Here is an 18869-nt window from a genome sequence, read left to right as displayed (position 1 = left end):
CTCCAAGGACGGCGCCGAAGGCGGGAAAGTTACAGCCCGGACGCGTAACTTTTCGTGGCGGCAGATCGTCGAAGATTCATGAACCAGTTGCCGTCACCCAGCGACCAGGTCACGGAGGCCTGGCGCCGGCACCGCCCGTATCTGGTCAACCTCGCCTATCAGATGATGGGCGATGTTGGCGATGCGGAAGACATTGCGCAGGAAGCGTTTCTGCGTCTGTCGCGCGCCTTCTCAAGTGCCGGCGCCGACGAGATCGACGATGTCCGCGGCTGGCTGACGGTGGTGGCAACCCGCCTCTGCCTCGATCAGCTGCGTTCGGCCCGCGCCCGCTACGAACGCCCGGACGGCCGGGACCTTGAGGACCAGCGACCCGCGTCGCGCCGCCCGGACCCGGCCGAGCGGATCACCCTCGACGACGAGGTCCGTACCGCGCTACTGGAGGTTCTGCGCAGGCTCAGCCCCGGTGAACGGGTCGCGTTCGTGCTGCACGACGTGTTCGGGGTCCCGTTCGGCGCGATCGCCGACACCGTGGGCCGCCCCGTCGGCACCTGCCGTCAGCTGGCGCGGCGTGCGCGGACCAAATTCCTTGCGGCGCAACCGAAATTAAGCGAAGTGACCCCGGCCGAGCACCAGCTCGTCACCGAGAAATTCATTACCGCATGTGCCAACGGCGACATCGCCGGGCTGACCGCCGTCCTGGATCCGGCGGTTTGGGGCGTGGGCACGATCCTCGCCGACCCGGCGCCGCCGCCGCAGGTCAACCATGGCCCCCACGCGGTGGCCACCAACCTGCTGCGCTATCTGGGGCCGGAAGTGACACTGGTCAGCGGTCCCGCCGGGCTGGGGGCACCGGCGGTGTTGGCCTTTGCCGACCGCCGGCTTTTCGCCGCCATCGTGCTGACGGTCCGCGGTGGCCTGGTGACCAAAATCGAGGCCGTCGCCGACCCGTCGGCGCGGGCGGGGGCCACCTGGCGGGCGTAGTGCGACGATGTCGTTGAGGTGAAGCATGCGATACGTACGTTCCGAAATCGTGCACGCGCCCGCCGCGCGGGTGTGGGAGTTGCTGGTCGACGTCGAGCGCTGGCCGTCCTGGACCGAGTCGATGCGGGAGATAGAGCGCCTGGACGGTGGCCCGTTGGTGGTGGGTAGCCGCTCCAGGGTGACTCAGCCCAAGGGGCGGCCGATGGTATGGACGGTCACGCAACTCGAGCCGCTGCGCGAATTCACCTGGGTGGCCGAGGCGCCGGGGCTGTCGTTCGAGGCGGTGCACCGCATCGGCGACAACGGCGACCACGTCGCCACCACGCTGGAGTTCATCGCGACCGGCCCGTTGGCGTGGCTGGCGGCGCCGCTGGCGGGGTCCCGGATCCGCTCCTTCCTCGCGATGGAGAGCGCGGGCTTGAAGCGGGCCGCCGAGCAGGCCTAGCCGTCTTCGCCTCCGGGCCGCCGGTTCCGCGCACGGTCCGGCCGCGCCGCGAAATACCCCACGACGGTCGCCGTGACCTGGAGAAATTTCCGGCGTGTCGCCGGGCCCATTTCGCCGTTCACGTCGATGACACCGCCGGGCCGTAGGTGGGGATCGAAGGGCACCTCGACGACGGGCCGCCCGTGATCGACGAACTCGCGTGCCAGCAGCTCGCGGGTGCGTTTGTCGGCGTGGCCGTCGGAGTCGTTGAGCACCACGATGGTGTTGTGCAGCAGGCCGGTCAGGCCTTGATCGGACAGCCATTCCATGGTCCTGGCGGCGGCCGAGGCGCCATCCGCCCACGGCGAGGACACCACGATGAGCGCATCGAGATCGCGCAGGACCTCCTGGGTGACCGGTGAGTCCATCGTCGAGCCGCAGTCGATGACCGAGATCGTGAAATGGCGATCCAGCCGCAACGCGGCCTCCCGGTAGATCGCGGGATCGAGGACCCGGCGCGGCCCGGACGCCGGTTCGCCGCCGAGCACGTGCAAGCCGGCGGAATTGCGGCCCAGCCGCCCGACCACATCGGTGAAGGACCGCAGGTTCTTGTCGGAGGTCAGTTCCCAGAACGAGCCGCTCGACCGCGGGTCGATCCGGCTGCCCAGCCGGCCGAACGCGGTATCGGCGTCGATCGCCACGACGTGGTCTTGCTGACGCAGTTCGGCGAAAAGCGATCCGACGCTGGCGGCCACCGACGTTTTTCCCACCCCGCCCTTGCCCAGCACGCCGACCTTGTAATTGCCATGCAGGACGGTCCGGACGGCCGCTTCGAATTGAGCCTCCTGACGCTGCGCGGCCGACGGACCCAGCGTGACGAGACCAAAGGTGGCCAGCCGCAGGACGCGTCGCCAACCGCGGTCGGGAAGTGCCGGCGCGACGGCGGGCGCCAGGGGAGCTGCCTGCCACGGCGGCGACCACCGCGGGGGTCTCGGTGGATGCGGCGGTGCGGGTGCCGGCGGGTACGGCGGGGCCGGTCTCTGCGCAACCGGGGGAGAGGCCGGGGACGCGGGGTGGGGACCGGCCGGGCGTGCGGCGGGGGGACCTGGTTGGCCGGGCTGCAGCCGGTCCCGCAAGAATTCGCGCTCGTTCATGGGCTCCTCGGATGCCGGGCGATCGGTCTTCACGCGGGTGACCGACCGCGCGAGTTGCTCAGGGGTCGAGCACCACGGTACGACCGCCAACGCCGGACGCGGACCAGTATCGGTCCAGTATCGGCGCACGCGGCGCCGGGGGATCTCATTGGCACCGTGCAAACTTAGCGGGGCTTACCGCGGTGTGCTCGCGACGCCCTTCGTCCGGCGTTGAACACGTCAAGGGGCAATGTCGGCGGCGTTGCCGCTGCGCTTTAACGCAATCGCAGCAAACCTGCGCAAGCGGTTGACGTAGCGCCCGATCCGCCGATCCCGGCGCCACGGCGGGGGTGATAGCGGGCGCCGATCGGCATCCCGGCAAGGCGCCGATCGCTGGCCGCAGCGTTTTACGGCGCCGCCGGCTGGTAGCTAGACTGGACGAAGTTGGCATGTCAGGCGGGTTTTGTCATATCGTTTTACGACTTGTCGAGACCGGTTCCAGGCCACCGTTCAGCGCTGCACGGACGTATCCCTAACCGGATCATCCCCGCCTGGGGACAGCCTATCGACAAGACCGAAGGGGTTTTAGCCCGCAACCCTCGGGTGCGGCCTCATCGGAGCCGCTCATAGCGGTCGCGAAGAACGTCCAGGTGAAGGGTCAGGTGCATATGACGCCCAAGCGCGTCGGGTTATATAACCCCGCGTTCGAGCACGATTCGTGCGGGGTAGCCATGGTCGTCGACATGCACGGCCGTCGTAGCCGCGACATCGTGGACAAGGCGATTACGGCGCTGCTCAACCTCGAACACCGCGGTGCTCAGGGTGCCGAGCCGCGCAGCGGCGACGGCGCGGGCATCCTCATTCAGGTCCCGGATGCGTTCCTTCGCGAAGTCGTGGATTTCGAGCTGCCCCCGGCGGGCAGCTACGCCACCGGTATCGCGTTCCTGCCGCAGTCGTCCAAAGACGCCGCGGCCGCCTGCGCCGCGGTGGAAAAGATCGCCGAAGCCGAGGGCCTGCAGGTGCTGGGCTGGCGCAACGTGCCCACCGACGACTCGTCGTTGGGTGCGCTGTCCCGCGACGCGATGCCCACCTTCCGCCAGGTGTTCATGGCGGGCGCCTCCGGCATGACGCTGGAGCGCCGCGCCTACGTGGTCCGCAAGCGCGCCGAGCACGAACTCGGCACCAAGGGCCCGGGCCAAGACGGGCCCGGCCGCGAAACGGTTTATTTCCCAAGCCTGTCGGGCCAGACGTTCGTCTACAAGGGCATGCTGACCACCCCGCAGCTCAAGGCGTTTTACCTTGACCTGCAAGACGCTCGGCTGACCAGCGCGCTGGGCATCGTGCATTCCCGGTTCTCCACCAACACCTTCCCGTCGTGGCCGCTGGCGCATCCGTTCCGGCGCATCGCCCACAACGGGGAGATCAACACCGTCACCGGGAACGAAAACTGGATGCGGGCCCGCGAGGCGTTGATCAAGACCGACATCTTCGGGTCCGAAGCCGACGTCGAGAAGTTGTTCCCGATCTGCACCCCCGGCGCGTCCGACACCGCGCGCTTCGACGAGGCGCTCGAACTGCTACACCTGGGCGGGCGCAGCCTGGCCCACGCCGTGCTGATGATGATCCCCGAGGCCTGGGAGCGGCACGACTCGATGGATCCCGCGCGGCGGGCGTTTTACCGGTACCACGCCTCGTTGATGGAACCGTGGGACGGCCCGGCATCGATGACGTTCACCGACGGCACCGTCGTCGGCGCCGTGCTCGACCGAAATGGCTTGCGCCCCTCGCGGATTTGGGTGACCGACGGCGGCCTGGTGGTGATGGCCTCCGAGGCCGGCGTGCTCGACCTGGACCCGGCCAGGGTGGTCCGCCGGTTGCGGCTGCAGCCCGGCCGGATGTTCCTGGTGGACACCGCGCAGGGCCGCATCGTCTCCGACGAGGAGATCAAGGCGGAGCTGGCCGCCGCGCATCCCTACCAGGAGTGGCTCGACAAGGGGTTGGTTCCGCTCGAAGACCTGCCACAGGGCAACTACACGCGGATGGCCCACGAGCGGCTTGTCATGCGGCAGTTGGCTTTTGGCTACACCTACGAGGAACTCAACCTGCTGGTGGCGCCGATGGTGCGCACCGGCGCCGAGCCGATCGGCTCCATGGGCACCGACACCCCGGTTGCGGTGCTGTCGCAGCGTCCCCGAATGCTGTTCGACTACTTTCAGCAACTGTTCGCCCAGGTGACCAACCCGCCGTTGGACGCGATCCGCGAGGAGGTGGTGACCAGCCTGCAGGGCACCACCGGCGGCGAGTGCGACCTGCTCAACCCGACTGAGGAGTCCTGTCACCAGATCGTGCTGTCCCAGCCGATTCTGCGTAACCACGAGCTGGCCAAGCTGGTCAACCTCGACCCCGCCGCCTTGGTCAATGGGCGCCCACATGGCATGTCGTCCAAGGTGATTCGCTGTCTGTACCCGGTGGACGAGGGCGGCGCCGGGCTGGCCGCCGCAATGGACGAGGTGCGTGCGCAGGCGTCGGCGGCGATCGCCGGCGGCGCCCGGATGATCATCTTGTCCGATCGCGATTCCGACGAGCGGATGGCCCCGATACCGTCGCTGCTGTCGGTCGCCGGGGTGCACCACCATCTGGTGCGGGAACGGACCCGCACCCATGTGGGTCTGGTGGTCGAATCCGGTGATGCCCGCGAGGTGCACCACATGGCGGCGCTGGTCGGCTGCGGCGCGGCCGCCGTCAACCCCTACCTGGTGTTCGAGTCGATCGAGGACATGCTCGACCGCGGTGTCTTGGAAGGCGTCGGGAACGGGATCGACCGCACGACAGCGTTGAACAATTACGTCAAGGCCGCGGGCAAGGGTGTGCTGAAAGTGATGTCCAAGATGGGCATTTCGACGCTGGCCTCCTACACCGGCGCGCAGCTGTTCCAGGCCGTCGGCATCTCCGAGGACGTGCTCGACGAATACTTCACCGGGCTGAGTTGCCCGACCGGCGGGATCACCCTGGACGACATCGCCGCCGACGTCGCCGCCCGCCACAAGCTGGCGTACCTCGACCGGCCCGACGAACGCGCGCACCGCGAGCTGGAGGTGGGTGGCGAGTACCAGTGGCGCCGGGAGGGCGAGTACCACCTGTTCAACCCGGAGACCGTGTTCAAGCTGCAGCACGCGACCCGCACGGGGCAGTACAAGATCTTCAAGGAATACACCCGTCTGGTCGACGACCAGAGCGAGCGGCTGGCGTCGCTGCGCGGGCTGCTCAAGTTCCGCGGCGACGTGCGGCCCCCGGTTCCGCTGGAGGAGGTCGAGCCCGCCAGCGAAATCGTCAAGCGCTTCTCGACGGGCGCGATGAGCTACGGCTCGATCTCCGCGGAGGCGCATGAGACGCTGGCCATCGCGATGAACCGCCTGGGCGGCCGCTCCAACAGTGGCGAGGGCGGCGAGGACGTCAAGCGATTCGAACGCGATCCCAACGGCGACTGGCGGCGCAGCGCGATCAAGCAGGTCGCCTCCGCTCGGTTCGGGGTGACCTCGCACTACCTGACCAACTGCTCCGACATTCAGATCAAGATGGCGCAGGGCGCCAAACCCGGTGAGGGCGGCCAACTCCCGGGGCACAAGGTATACCCGTGGGTCGCCAAGGTCCGGCACTCCACGCCCGGCGTCGGATTGATCTCGCCGCCGCCGCACCACGACATCTACTCCATCGAGGACCTGGCGCAGCTGATCCATGACCTGAAGAACGCCAACCCGTCCGCGCGGGTGCACGTCAAGCTGGTCTCCGAAAACGGGGTGGGGACGGTCGCGGCCGGAGTCTCCAAGGCACACGCCGACGTGGTGCTGATCTCGGGACACGACGGCGGCACCGGGGCCACCCCGTTGACCTCGCAGAAGCACGCGGGCGCCCCGTGGGAGCTGGGGCTGGCCGAGACCCAGCAGACGTTGCTGCTCAACGGGTTACGCGACCGGATCGTGGTCCAGGTGGACGGGCAGCTCAAGACCGGGCGCGACGTGATGATCGCCGCGCTGCTCGGGGCCGAGGAGTTCGGCTTCGCCACCGCCCCGCTGGTGGTGGCGGGCTGCATCATGATGCGGGTGTGCCACCTGGACACCTGCCCGGTCGGCGTCGCCACTCAGAACCCGGTGCTCCGCGAGCGGTTCACCGGCAAACCCGAGTTCGTCGAGAACTTCTTCCTGTTCATCGCCGAAGAAGTCCGGGAGTACATGGCGCAGTTGGGCTTCCGCACGTTTAACGAGGCCGTCGGTCAGGCAGGCTCCCTGGACACCACGCTGGCACGCGCGCACTGGAAGGCGCACAGGCTGGACCTGACGCCGGTGCTGCACGAGCCGGAGTCGGCGTTCATGAACCAGGACCTGTACTGCAGCTCCCGTCAGGACCACGGCCTGGACAAGGCGCTCGATCAGCAGTTGATCGTGATGAGCCGTGAGGCGCTCGATTCCGGCAAACCGGTCCGTTTTTCTACCACGATCAGCAACGTCAACCGCACGGTGGGCACCATGCTCGGCCACGAGTTGACGAAAGCCTATGGCGGCCAAGGCTTGCCGGACGGGACCATCGACATCACGTTCGAAGGATCGGCCGGCAACAGCTTCGGCGCCTTCGTGCCTAAAGGGATTACGCTGCGCGTCTACGGCGACGCCAACGACTACGTCGGCAAGGGCCTGTCCGGCGGCCGGATCGTGGTGCGACCGTCGGACAATGCGCCGCAGGACTACGTTGCCGAGGACAACATCATCGGCGGCAACGTGATCCTGTTCGGCGCCACCAGCGGGGAGGTTTACTTGCGCGGCGTGGTGGGCGAGCGGTTCGCGGTCCGCAACTCTGGGGCGCACGCCGTGGTCGAGGGCGTGGGCGATCACGGTTGCGAGTACATGACCGGCGGGAAGGTGGTCATTCTGGGCCGCACCGGCCGTAACTTCGCGGCCGGCATGTCCGGCGGCGTGGCCTACGTGTACGACCCGGATGATCAATTGTCGAAGAGTCTAAACGCCGAAATGGTGGAACCCGAGAGCCTCGACGACGACGACGTGGACTGGCTGCACGGCAGCATCCAGGCGCACGTCGACGCCACCGATTCGGCCGTCGGTCAACGGATCCTCGTCGATTGGCTCGGCCAGCAGCGGCATTTCGTCAAGGTGATGCCGCGGGACTACAAGCGGGTGCTGCAGGCCATCGCCGAGGCGGAACGCGACGGCGTGGATGTCGACAAGGCGATCATGGCGGCCGCGCATGGCTGATCCCACCGGCTTCCTGAAATACACGCATCGGGAACTGCCGAAGCGCCGGCCTGTCCCGCTGCGACTGCGCGACTGGAACGAGGTCTACGAGGATTTCGACGAAGAGACCCTGCGGCACCAGGCCACCCGCTGCATGGACTGCGGTATTCCCTTCTGCCACAACGGCTGTCCGCTGGGCAACCTGATCCCGGAATGGAACGACCTGGTGCGGCGGGGACGCTGGCGCGACGCGATCGAGCGGCTGCACGCCACCAACAACTTCCCGGACTTCACCGGCCGGCTGTGCCCGGCGCCGTGCGAGCCGGCGTGCGTGCTGGGAATCAACCAGGATCCGGTGACGATCAAGCAGATCGAGCTGGAGATCATCGACAGGGCGTTCGAGGAAGGCTTTGTGACGCCGCTGCCCCCGGACAAGTTGACCGGGAAGACCGTCGCCGTGGTCGGTTCGGGCCCGGCGGGCCTGGCCGCCGCCCAGCAGCTCACCCGTGCCGGCCACAGTGTGACCGTCTTCGAGCGCGACGACCGCGTCGGCGGGCTGCTGCGTTACGGCATCCCGGAATTCAAGATGGAAAAGCGCGTCCTGAACCGGCGGCTGGACCAAATGCGCGCCGAGGGCACCGAATTCCGGCCCGGCGTCAACGTCGGGGTCGACATCACCGCCGACGCGCTGCGCGCCGATTTCGACGCGGTGGTGCTGGCCGGCGGCGCCACCGCCTGGCGCGACCTGCCCATCCCCGGCCGAGAGCTGGACGGCGTCCACCAGGCGATGGAATTTTTGCCGTGGTCCAACCGCGTTCAGGAGGGCGACGACGTCCTCGGCGAGGACGGCGAGCCGCCCATCACCGCCAAAGGCAAGAGTGTCGTCATCATCGGCGGCGGCGATACCGGCGCCGACTGCCTGGGCACCGTGCACCGGCAGGGCGCGGCCGCCGTGCACCAGTTCGAGATTATGCCGCGTCCGCCGGACGCCCGCGCGCCCTCCACACCGTGGCCGACCTACCCGCTGATGTACCGGGTGTCGTCGGCGCACGAAGAGGGCGGCGAGCGGGTGTTCTCCGTCAACACCGAGGAGTTCGTCGGCAAGGACGGGCACGTGACCGCGCTCAAGGCGCACGAGGTGCGGATGCAGGACGGCAAGTTCGTCAAGGTCGAGGGCTCGGACTTCGAGCTCGAGGCCGATCTGGTGTTGCTGGCGATGGGATTCACCGGCCCGCAGAGGGAGGGCCTGCTCACCGATCTCGGGGTGAAGCTCACCGAGCGCGGCAACGTCGCGCGCGGCGCCGACTACGACACGTCGGTCCCCGGTGTTTTCGTTGCCGGCGACATGGGTCGCGGCCAGTCGTTGATCGTTTGGGCGATAGCCGAGGGCAGGGCCGCCGCGGCGGGGGTGGACCGGTATTTGATGGGTTCGACGGCCCTCCCGGCGCCCATCAAGCCAACGGCCGCACCGCTTCAGTAGTCACACCAGCCACATTAGAAACAGACTTATATTCGTCCGGCGTTTCTGCGACAGTTTGCCAGACGACTGTTGTCTAATGGGCCGTTGTGGGCCCCATCACATCCACGCGACATGGGAGTCCAGTGGAACGGACCGATCGCAGGAGTGATCACTGTGCATATCAACCCAGTACCTCGGTCGCGGATGGGGCGAATCGCCTGGTCATGGTTTCGTCATCCGGTAAAGAGCCGCGAATTTCCCGCTAAGCACGAGCGCCTGGTTACCGCCGAAGAGCTGCTGCTGTTCGGGGCGTAGCCGTCCGCCCGCGAGCCGACGGGTGCACGACGGGTTTGCTCAGGCCTAGGGGATGTTATCCAGGCGAAACCAATAGCCGCGAATCCCGGATCGCCTCCGCCAGCGGTTCCAGGACGGCGGGGTCGTGCGGCGGCGAGAGGTAGACGATGCCCAAGTCCAGGCCTTCGGCGGCCAGCCCGGCCGCGTCCTCGATGACCTTCCCGTAGTCGCGGTCCGGCCCCAGGCCGAGATGGGCCGACAGGGTGATTTCCTTCGGATTGCGCCCGATGTCCGCGCAGTGTGAGGCGAGCACGTCGCGCTTGTGGGCGAAGACGTCCGGTGGGCCGCCGACGAAGTTCCAATGCTGGGCGTAGCGGGCGGTGATCCGCAGCGTGCGCTTCTCCCCGCTGCCGCCGATGCAGATCGGCGGGTGCGGGCGCTGCACGCCCTTGGGCTCGTTGCGGGCGGCCTTGAGTTGGTAGTACGTGCCGTCGAAGTCGGTGGTCTCGTGGCTCAGCAGGCTGGTCAGCACCTCGCAGGCCTCCTCGAACCGGTCGAAGCGTTCCTTGATGGAGCCGAGCTCGATGCCGTAGGCGCCGGACTCCTCCTCGTTCCACCCCGCGCCGATTCCCAGCTCCAGCCGCCCGTTCGAGATGATGTCCAGTGCCGCGGCCATGTTGGCCAGCACGGCGGGGTGTCGGTAGTGGATGCCGGTGACCAGCGTCCCCAGCCGCAGCCGCTTGGTGGCCTGCGCCAGCGCGGTCAGCGTCGTCCAGCCCTCCAGGCACGGCCCGTCGCTGTCGGAGAATATCGGATAGAAGTGGTCGAAGGTCCAACCGGACTCGTAGACGTCGATGTCGTCGGCGGCCTGCCAGACGGCCAGCATGTCGGCCCAGGTCGTGTTTTGCGGTGAGGTTTTGAAGGCGAATCGCATGAAAACGACGTTAGTCGATCTTTATGAAGCGCAACTAAACTCCACCCACCGGTGACCGGCGGGCCGCCGCGCTTCGGCGGGCACACTGGAGCCATGGACCCGGTAGCTGCTTTGCGGCAGATCGCCTACTACAAGGACCGCAGCCGCCACGACCCCAGGCGGGTGATGGCCTACCGCAACGCCGCCGACATCATCGAGGGTCTTGACGACGCCGAGCGGGAGCGCCACGGTCAGGCCAACAGCTGGCAGAAGCTGCCGGGCATCGGGCCCAAGACCGCGAAGGTCATCGACCAGGCGTGGTCCGGTCGAGAGCCCGACCTGCTGGTCGAATTGCGTTCCGCCGCTGAGGATCTCGGTGGAGGCGACATCCGCGCCGCGCTGCGCGGCGACCTGCACCTGCATTCGAACTGGTCGGACGGGTCGGCGCCGATCGACGAGATGATGGCAACGGCGTCCGCGCTGGGCCATGAATATTGCGCGCTGACCGATCATTCGCCGCGGCTGACGGTCGCCAACGGGCTGTCGCCGGAGCGGTTGCGCGCGCAGCTCGAGGTGATCGACGGGCTGCGCGACGAGTTCGCGCCGATGCGCATCCTCACCGGCATCGAGGTCGACATCCTCGAGGACGGCACCCTGGACCAGGAGCCCGAGCTGCTGGAGCGCCTCGACGTCGTGGTGGCCAGCGTGCACTCGAAGCTGTCGATGGATTCGGCGGCGATGACCCGCCGGATGATCAACGCCGTCTCCAATCCCCTCGCCGACGTGCTCGGCCACTGCACCGGCCGGCTGGTCTCCGGCAACCGCGGCATCCGGCCCGAATCGAAGTTCGACGCCGAGGCGGTGTTCACCGCCTGCCGGGACCACGGGACCGCGGTGGAGATCAATTCCCGCCCCGAGCGCCGCGATCCGCCGACGCGTCTGCTCAAGCTGGCGCTGGAGATCGGCTGCCTGTTCAGCATCGACACCGACGCGCACGCGCCGGGTCAGCTGGACTTCCTCGGCTACGGTGCCCAGCGCGCGGTGGACGCGGGCGTGCCCGTCGACCGGATCGTCAACACGTGGCCGGCCGAGCGGTTGCTGGAGTGGACGGGTGCGAACTGATCAATACCGCTACGCCACAGCGGTATTCGACGTGCAACAAGTGGTATCCAAGTCAGAACAAGGGCTCGGTTTGTAGTCCGCAATGCGTGCGGATCACCTCGTAATCACGATCACGATGTGCCACAGTGACCCCGATCCGCAGCGCCATCGCGGCCACCTGGCAATCGATCAGGCTGCGTACGGTGTCACCACCGCGACGACAGCGCCGGTGGATAGCGGCCGCATCTTCTGCGTCCCGCACGGGGGCAAACGGCTCGATATTGAACCGTTGCAGTAGTCGCCTCCGCCGTATTGCCTTGGACTCGTCGGTCGTACCGATCAGCAGTTCCATCATCACGACCTCAGGGACGATCACCTGCGAGTTGGCGGCAATGCGATCTGCTAGCCAGCGGCTGGCGAGCGACTCAGAGGTGGTCAGAAATTCAATCCAGACCGACGTGTCGACGATCATCTAAGACTGGTCTGCGAGGTCTATGCCCGTGTCCGAAAACGATTCGATCTCATCATTGGTGAAATCGAAACCGCTGCCCTGGAGTGCCAACGCCTCATCGCGGTCTAACGGTTCACCCACGAGCCTGCGCAGTGCGAGGTCAACGGCACTCCGCTTCGAATCCAGTCGATACATTCGCTGCGCGGCGGCCACAAGTTCGTCGTTGATTTCGATGTTGGTCCGCGACATAACACCATCATGCACTATTAGGTGTAAGACGGCGAGAGCGAGGCGACCCGTGCGAATGCTGCTAGTCCGGCAGGTGCGGCATTTCGAGGCCCGGGTCGCGGCCGACGAGCACCGCGGGCGTGAGCGCGGATCTGCCGTAGCGTTCCCGTACCCGGTCGATCGCCGCGTCGATGTCGTCGCGGCGGGATTCCTCGCCGAACGGCAGCAGCAGCTGCTGGGCGCCGATGCGGTCGATGCTCGACACCGCGAAGCCGACCAGCGTCAGCCCGCGCTGCGCGATCAGGGGCTCCGCTGCTGAGACCAACTGCCGGGCGGCCGCCAGGATGGGCGGCGTCGACGACGTGGCCCACGGCAACGTGTGCGACCGCGTCGCCCGGCCGAAGTCATCGAACCGCAGGCGTAGCGTCACCGTGCGCCCGGTGCGTCCGGCGGCGCGCATCCGGCCGGTGATCCGGTCGATCAGGTTGACCACCACGGCGTCGACCTCGGCGGCCGACATGCGATTCCCGGCGCGACCCAGCGCCCGCTGGGCGCCCACGGACCGGCGACGCACACCGGTGGTGACTCGGCGGCGGTCGATGTTGCGGGACAGCGCATACAGCTGGCGGCCCATCGCCGCGCCCAGCAGGGAGGCCAGCGTCGACTCGCTGAGCTCGGCGACGTCGGCGACGGTCGTGATGCCGTGCGCGTGCAGTTTTTCGGCGGTCTTGGCGCCCACACCCCAGAGCCGACGCACCGGCAGCGGGCGCAGGAATGCCAGCTCTCGATCGGGCGGCACCAGCAGGAGTCCGTCGGGCTTGGCTTCTTGGCTGGCGACCTTGGCGAGAAACTTGGTCCGGGCGACGCCGACGGTGATGGGCAGGCCGACGCGGTCGCGCACGTCGGCGCGCAGCCGCGCCGCGATCTGGACCGGCGTGCCGGAGACCCGGCGCAGGCCGCCGACGTCGAGGAAGGCCTCGTCCACCGACAGCGGCTCCACGATCGGTGTGCAATCGCGAAACACCTCGAACACGGCGTCGCTGGCGCGGCTATAGGCGCTCATCCGGGGCGGCACCACCACGGCGTGCGGGCACAGGCGCCGCGCCTGCGCCCCGCTCATCGCCGTGCGCACGCCGTAGGCCTTGGCTTCGTAGCTGGCCGCCAGCACCACCCCGCCGCCGACGATCACCGGGCGGCCCCGCAGCGCCGGGTCATCGCGCTGCTCGACGGACGCATAGAAGGAGTCCAGGTCCGCGTGCAGGATGGATGCGTCGCACCGCACGAACAGATGTTCGCACGCGGGTGTGACAGCTAAGGCCTGACGTTGGCTGACGGTTCGTGACTCGGGGCGGGTCACGCCGGCCACGTCGTGGTGGTCACAATTGTCACATGCGTCTCGGCGTGGCGGGCACACACTCTTTTGCCCGCTTCACAGCGACAAAAGCGGTCAGCAGTCGCTCATAGGTGGGCACATCGTTGTATGCCGGCCGACGAGTGACCGATGTGACAAATGGGGATTGACGCGCCATTTTGGCCCCCGCGTCCCGGCCGAGCCAAGCGGCGCCAGCGGCGTCTGGTAACAACCCCCCGACGAACTCACGGACCCGACGGCAAGCCGGGTTCGCCGTAGATGCTGGTGACCCAGATGTGGGTGAGGGTGTCGACGACCCGGTCCTCGTCGACCGCGGGCGTCTCGGCGGACAGGGCGGCCATCATCGTGCGCTCGTTCATCTGGTTCAGCGACGTCGCCAGGTCCGCCGCCGGGATGGTCTCGGGCGCGGCGCCGCGGGCCCGCTCGGCGGTGATCATGGCCGCCGTCTGGTCGATCCATTTCTGCATGAACCCTAACCACGTCGCCCGCAGCTCCGAGCTGGTGGCCAGCGCCTCCGTCGCGGCCCGCGCCAGCGCGCGGTGCGTGGCGAATGCGGTGAAGAACGCCTTGATGCCGTTGCGCCACACCCGCCGCGGGTCCGTCGGTAGCCGCTGCACCGCGCCGTCGAACTCGGAGTCGGCACGGGAGATCACCGGCTCGAGCAGCGACAGCAGCACCGCCTCCTTGGACTTGAAATAGAAGTAGAACGTCGGCCGCGACAGGCCGGCGCCCTTGGCCAGGTCGTCGACCGAGATGTCGGCGAGCGATCGCTCTTCCAGCAGCCGTTCGGCGGTCGCCAGGATCGCCTGCTCGCGGTCGTCGCCCGAGGGCCGCATGGAACGGCGGCCACGCAGGGCGCGGGTCTGGCCGGCGGTAGTCACGGCGGCTACTTTACACGGAGTCGAAATTTTCGACACCCCGTTGACGCACTCGACACCGCGTTGATAACGTGGCGCCATGACTGAGCACCTCGACGTCGTCATCGTGGGCGCCGGCATCTCCGGCGTGAGCGCCGCCTGGCACCTGCAGGACCGCTGCCCGACCAAGAGCTACGCCATCCTCGAGCGCCGCGACGATCTGGGCGGCACATGGGACCTGTTCAAGTACCCGGGCATCCGCTCGGACTCGGACATGTTCACCCTCGGGTTCCGGTTCAAGCCGTGGCGCTCGGCGAAGTCAATCGCCGACGGCGCCTCGATCAAGGCCTACATCAGGGAGACGGCGGTCGAGAACGGGATCGACCGGCACATCCGCTACCGCCACCGGGTTCTGGCCGCCGACTGGTCCGACGCCGACAACCGCTGGACTTTGACCGTGGAGAACGACGGCCGCCGGTACGACATCACCTGCTCCTTCCTGCTCGCCTGCACCGGCTACTACAACTACGACAAGGGGTACACGCCCACGTTCCCCGGCTCCGAGGACTTCGAGGGCACGATCGTCCACCCGCAGCACTGGCCGGAGGACCTTGACTACCAGGGCAAGAAGATCGTCGTCATCGGGTCCGGCGCCACCGCAATCACGCTGATCCCGGCTCTGGTGAACTCGGGCTCCGGTCATGTCACGATGCTGCAGCGGTCGCCGACCTACATCGGCTCACTGCCCGGGGTTGACCCCTTCGCCGTGCGGGCCAACCGGTGGCTGCCGGACCGCCTTGCGCATATCGCGAATCGCTGGAAAGCCATCGCGTTCAGCACCTTCCAGTATCAGTTGTCCCGGAAACGCCCCGCCTACATGCGCAAGACGTTGATGACGATGGCGCAGCGACGCCTGCCGAAGGGCTACGACGTCGAAAAGCACTTCGGGCCGAGTTACAACGTCTGGGATCAACGGCTGTGCCTGGCCCCCGACGGCGATTTCTTCCGGACCATCCGGCACGGCAAGGCGGACGTCGTCACCGACACCATCGACCGGTTCACCAAGACCGGGATCAAGCTCACCTCGGGCGAGGAGCTGCAGGCCGACATCATCGTCACCGCAACGGGATTGAACATGCAGTTGCTGGGTGGGGTGCAGCCGTCGAGGAACGGTGAGCCCTTCGAGCTGACATCGTTGATGACCTACAAGGGCTTGATGTTCTCCGGCGTCCCCAATTTCGCCATCACCTTCGGGTACACGAATGCATCGTGGACGCTGAAGGCGGATCTGGTCTCCGAATTCGTCTGCCGGTTGCTGAACTACATGGACGCCAAGGGTTTTGACACCGTGGAGCCGCAGCGGCCGGGCGCTGACGTCGACGAGTTGCCGTTCATGGACTTCAACCCGGGCTACTTCCAGCGTTCGGTGCACATGCTTCCCAAATCGGGGTCGCGCGCGCCGTGGCGACTCAAGCAGAACTACTTCTTCGACATGCGCACGATCCGGCGCGGCAAGATCGACGACGAGGGCCTGCGGTTCGCCAAAAAGACCGCGGCGGTTGCCGTTTAGGGCGTTGCACTGGATGCACTGCTGTCCAGAAGGTTCTTTACTGGTATCCACGGAGCCGTGACCACATCCCGCGCGGCCGGGCAGTCGGCGTCATGGAGAAAACTTAGCCGACTGCCATCCAAGCCGGCAGTGGTCTCGGAGTACCGGATCGACGCACGCCCAGTTGGGAAGCACATCAATAACGATGGACCCCTTCTTGCGAAGGGGCCCATCGCCGTTGGCGGTCACCGGCTCGCATCGGCGACCGTTAGCGGACTCAGAGCAGCCTGAGCAGCGCAGCGATCCAAGATCCGATCTGGCCTGCCAACGCTCCGCCGAGGTTGCCCAACATCGACGGGCCGAGCGAAGCCGCGAGATGCGCGGCCATCGACGGGCCGAGCGAACCCACGAGATTGGTGACCGCCGCCGGGTTGAACGCCTTGAGCACATCGGCCGACAGGCCGGGCAGCTCGGCCGACCAAGTACTGGCCGCAACCGACGGAGCGAATGCCGCGGCGCCACCTGCACCCAGCGAGCTATTGAAGTAAGCCAACACGGTATCGAACAAGCTCTGCACCACGGCGGGCAGTGTTTGCTGGGCACTCCCCGCGGCGGCCAACAACGAAGTGAAGTCCTGCGACAGGGTGCTCGACAGCATCTGGAACGCATCCCCAAGGGTGCCGCCTTCCGAGATGTTGACCGCGCCAGGAGCGACGATAGCCGGGGCCAGCTGCCTGGGCATAAAAATCGCCAGGTCTTCAAGCAGACCGCCGGCAAAGTTAGGGCTGACGCTGAGGAAACCGTCGGCCGTATACGCTGGCGGTATCCCATTGATTATGGTGTTGGCGACTGCGCCGGGAATGTTGGCCAAGGTGGTCAGCGTCCCCAATGGATTCCCGGCTGTCCACGAATTGTACACAAGCTGAAGAGCGTTTCCGAGGCCGGCCTTGCCGAACCATTGTTGCGGTGCACTAAGCGCGAACTCGCCAAGAGTTCTTATTGCTCCATTCGTCAGATACTCGGTGGCGCCATTCAAATTTGTCGTCATGTTTCCGAGAATCGGCGGAATATTCTCCAAATTGGAGAGGGCGTTAAAGGGATCGCCATAAAATGCAAACGCTATATGGGTCGTCGCGGTAGCTATGTTCCCGGACACGATATTGGAGAATGCTGTCTGAAGTTCTGGAAAAAAATCAGTGGAGCTGTTTCCCGCGTAAGCCGTAATAAACTTGGTTCCGGTGTTCAGGTAGCTCCCGAGATAGATTCCTGTGTAGTCGAGCCAGTTGGCAACGACCTGCTGAAGGACTGGTGCCGGAAGCGTGCTCCAGTTGCCGAGAATCGTCTGCAGGTTGGTGCCCGCGGTCGCGAAAGCGTTAACCCACGTCTGGATGGGGAGAGGCAGTCCGGTGGGTGGGGCGGGGAGCGCGGGCACAGCGGCCGCGCTTGCTCCACTGGCGAGAGAGGCTAGTTCGTTTTCGACGCCGGCGAATAAGTCGACCATGCCGCTGCTGGCGTCGGTGAGCTGAATGTCGGACACGCTCACCTGGCGTAGGTGTTGGGCTACATGAAGGTCGGGCAGGTGCTGGGCCATCGGGCCGGCGGCGAGGACGGCGGCGCTGGCCAGGGCGACTCCAGCGGTGATGTGGGGGCGGGCTGCGAGATCCACGACCATCTCCTTCGTACGTTCTGAATAACGACGCATTAAACGTATCGGGAAATTATGTTGAGCGAATCGTGGCAACAAAATAAACAATTAACCGTGGTGATATGCATGAGCAGCAAAAACCTACCCTAAGTGCGTGAAAAAATATTATCTGAATTGGTGCTAAATAGATGGCGCCATCACAATCATTCATTGGCAGCATTGGAGTAACGCGACGGAGCGTGGCTGTCGGGTGTCGACAGCGCCATGATTGGAGGATCTCGTTGCACGACGTCGCCCTCAGGACCGCCCGCATTGATTGCCGGTGGATTTCACCCGGCAGCACCACGGCATGCTGACGCGAGCTGGCGGCTAAAACATTCGTGCGGCTTGTCCGTACCGCGACGGCCCGAGGGAGATAACCGTCGGCGGAGCCAGAGACAATCGACGAGGGAGCGCACGCCAGAGCGGATCGCGCCCGTGTTCGCTTCTGGCACAAGCCAATACCGATCACGCCCGGCGACTCGTCAGAAACGCTCGCCCGAGACATGCCGGGCACACCACACCCACCACCTACCTTGGGTGCACCGTAAAACAGTGAGCACCTAGGCGGCCGCGGCGGGATTATCACCAAATGGGTCGGCCAACTCAGCGCAGCGATGGGCCCAGTGGGTTCGGGATGGGGTTTCGTCGCTGGTCGCTACCCGGCTGCGCAGATCAGTTGGCCGGAGATCGAGGTGCATCGCGAGGTCATCGTGCGCTGCTTGCCGCGACAGATCGCAGCGCCTCGGCGACGAGCACCGTCTGGCCGCGTCGGTGTCGGCGGTGAAGCGCTATCTATTAGCAAACATGAGAGCGTTCTTTATGCCCTGGCGAACAGTTGTATTGTCGCGGTGATAGTTATCTTGAGTGCGGGGGTGAACGCGGATCTGTGCGCTACCGGTAGATAATTTCATATTGAACTACCGTAGTGGCGGCAACGGTTTGCCACAGCACATATACGGCACAGCTACCAGTACCTTTGCGGCTCCACGGTGATTGCGGAGCCGCACATGACTGAAGCGATCCCCTAAAGCCTCCCGAAAATGCCACGGGCCCAAGGTTCTTTCCCGGTACTTTCAACAGCTCGCCCGCGTGACCGCCAGAGTTGCCCTGAGCGCACGAGCATCATCTCCGCAGGTCAGCATGGTCGCCATCCGCCTCACCGACGCCACCGAGGACA

General features: G+C 66.3%; 13 protein-coding genes. 6 read left to right on the top strand and 7 right to left on the bottom strand.

Going from position 1 to position 18869, the window contains the following annotated elements; translation table 11 throughout:
- The first annotated feature begins 78 nt into the window (after nucleotides 1-78).
- Nucleotides 79-981, top strand: coding sequence for an RNA polymerase sigma factor SigI (sigI, locus tag K3U93_RS24430; protein ID WP_071511853.1), 903 nt, complete (start codon nucleotides 79-81; stop codon nucleotides 979-981).
- Between the two features lie 25 nt (nucleotides 982-1006).
- A complete protein-coding gene (locus K3U93_RS24425) occupies nucleotides 1007-1426 on the top strand; it encodes an SRPBCC family protein (RefSeq protein ID WP_071511854.1) in 420 nt (139 codons plus the stop codon).
- Here K3U93_RS24425 and K3U93_RS24420 read toward each other — a convergent pair.
- On the bottom strand, nucleotides 1423-2559 hold the full coding sequence (locus tag K3U93_RS24420; protein WP_220688568.1) for a MinD/ParA family ATP-binding protein: 1137 nt from the start codon (nucleotides 2557-2559) through the stop codon (nucleotides 1423-1425). The two genes, K3U93_RS24425 and K3U93_RS24420, sit on opposite strands and share 4 nt — an antisense overlap.
- 647 nt (nucleotides 2560-3206) lie before the next feature.
- On the opposite strand from K3U93_RS24420, the gene gltB reads away from it, so the two are divergent.
- Both gltB and K3U93_RS24410 read left to right on the top strand, forming a co-directional pair.
- Nucleotides 3207-7802: a glutamate synthase large subunit gene (gene gltB / locus K3U93_RS24415; protein WP_083012696.1), complete on the top strand. Its 4596-nt coding sequence runs from the start codon at nucleotides 3207-3209 to the stop codon at nucleotides 7800-7802.
- The gene (locus K3U93_RS24410; protein ID WP_071512909.1) at nucleotides 7795-9261 is read left to right on the top strand and encodes a glutamate synthase subunit beta; all 1467 of its coding nucleotides are present in this window, start codon (nucleotides 7795-7797) and stop codon (nucleotides 9259-9261) included. The genes gltB and K3U93_RS24410 overlap by 8 nt, the downstream gene beginning before the upstream one ends.
- Nucleotides 9262-9610: 349 nt before the next feature.
- On the opposite strand, the gene K3U93_RS24405 is transcribed toward K3U93_RS24410, so the two are convergent.
- Nucleotides 9611-10468: an LLM class F420-dependent oxidoreductase gene (locus tag K3U93_RS24405; RefSeq protein ID WP_071512908.1), complete on the bottom strand. Its 858-nt coding sequence runs from the start codon at nucleotides 10466-10468 to the stop codon at nucleotides 9611-9613.
- A gap of 93 nt (nucleotides 10469-10561) precedes the next feature.
- Between K3U93_RS24405 and K3U93_RS24400 the strand changes: the two genes are divergently transcribed.
- Entirely contained in the window at nucleotides 10562-11569 is a 1008-nt protein-coding gene (locus tag K3U93_RS24400; protein WP_071512911.1) for a PHP domain-containing protein, read from the top strand.
- A gap of 52 nt (nucleotides 11570-11621) precedes the next feature.
- Here the strand turns inward: K3U93_RS24400 and vapC are convergent, their stop codons facing one another.
- From vapC to K3U93_RS24380, 4 genes are all read right to left on the bottom strand, one after another.
- Complete coding sequence (vapC, locus tag K3U93_RS24395) at nucleotides 11622-12020, bottom strand: type II toxin-antitoxin system VapC family toxin (protein ID WP_071512907.1); 399 nt, start codon at nucleotides 12018-12020, stop codon at nucleotides 11622-11624.
- Nucleotides 12021-12248 carry a type II toxin-antitoxin system VapB family antitoxin gene (locus K3U93_RS24390; RefSeq protein ID WP_083012693.1) on the bottom strand — a complete coding sequence of 76 codons (228 nt, stop codon included), beginning with the start codon at nucleotides 12246-12248 and terminating at the stop codon, nucleotides 12021-12023.
- 61 nt (nucleotides 12249-12309) lie between these two features.
- A complete protein-coding gene (gene dinB / locus K3U93_RS24385) occupies nucleotides 12310-13515 on the bottom strand; it encodes a DNA polymerase IV (protein ID WP_071512910.1) in 1206 nt (401 codons plus the stop codon).
- A 308-nt stretch (nucleotides 13516-13823) separates the two neighbouring features.
- A complete protein-coding gene (locus K3U93_RS24380; protein WP_071512905.1) occupies nucleotides 13824-14480 on the bottom strand; it encodes a TetR/AcrR family transcriptional regulator in 657 nt (218 codons plus the stop codon).
- Between the two features lie 76 nt (nucleotides 14481-14556).
- On the opposite strand from K3U93_RS24380, the gene K3U93_RS24375 reads away from it, so the two are divergent.
- On the top strand, nucleotides 14557-16026 hold the full coding sequence (locus K3U93_RS24375) for a flavin-containing monooxygenase (RefSeq protein WP_083012691.1): 1470 nt from the start codon (nucleotides 14557-14559) through the stop codon (nucleotides 16024-16026).
- Nucleotides 16027-16282: 256 nt separating this feature from the next.
- Here K3U93_RS24375 and K3U93_RS24370 read toward each other — a convergent pair whose 3' ends face one another.
- Nucleotides 16283-17677 carry a hypothetical protein gene (locus tag K3U93_RS24370; RefSeq protein WP_071509556.1) on the bottom strand — a complete coding sequence of 465 codons (1395 nt, stop codon included), beginning with the start codon at nucleotides 17675-17677 and terminating at the stop codon, nucleotides 16283-16285.
- Nucleotides 17678-18869: the final 1192 nt, after the last annotated feature.

This window comes from Mycobacterium malmoense, from assembly GCF_019645855.1.
Lineage (GTDB): Bacteria > Actinomycetota > Actinomycetes > Mycobacteriales > Mycobacteriaceae > Mycobacterium > Mycobacterium malmoense.
This window is presented reverse-complemented; position numbering and strand designations above follow the sequence as displayed.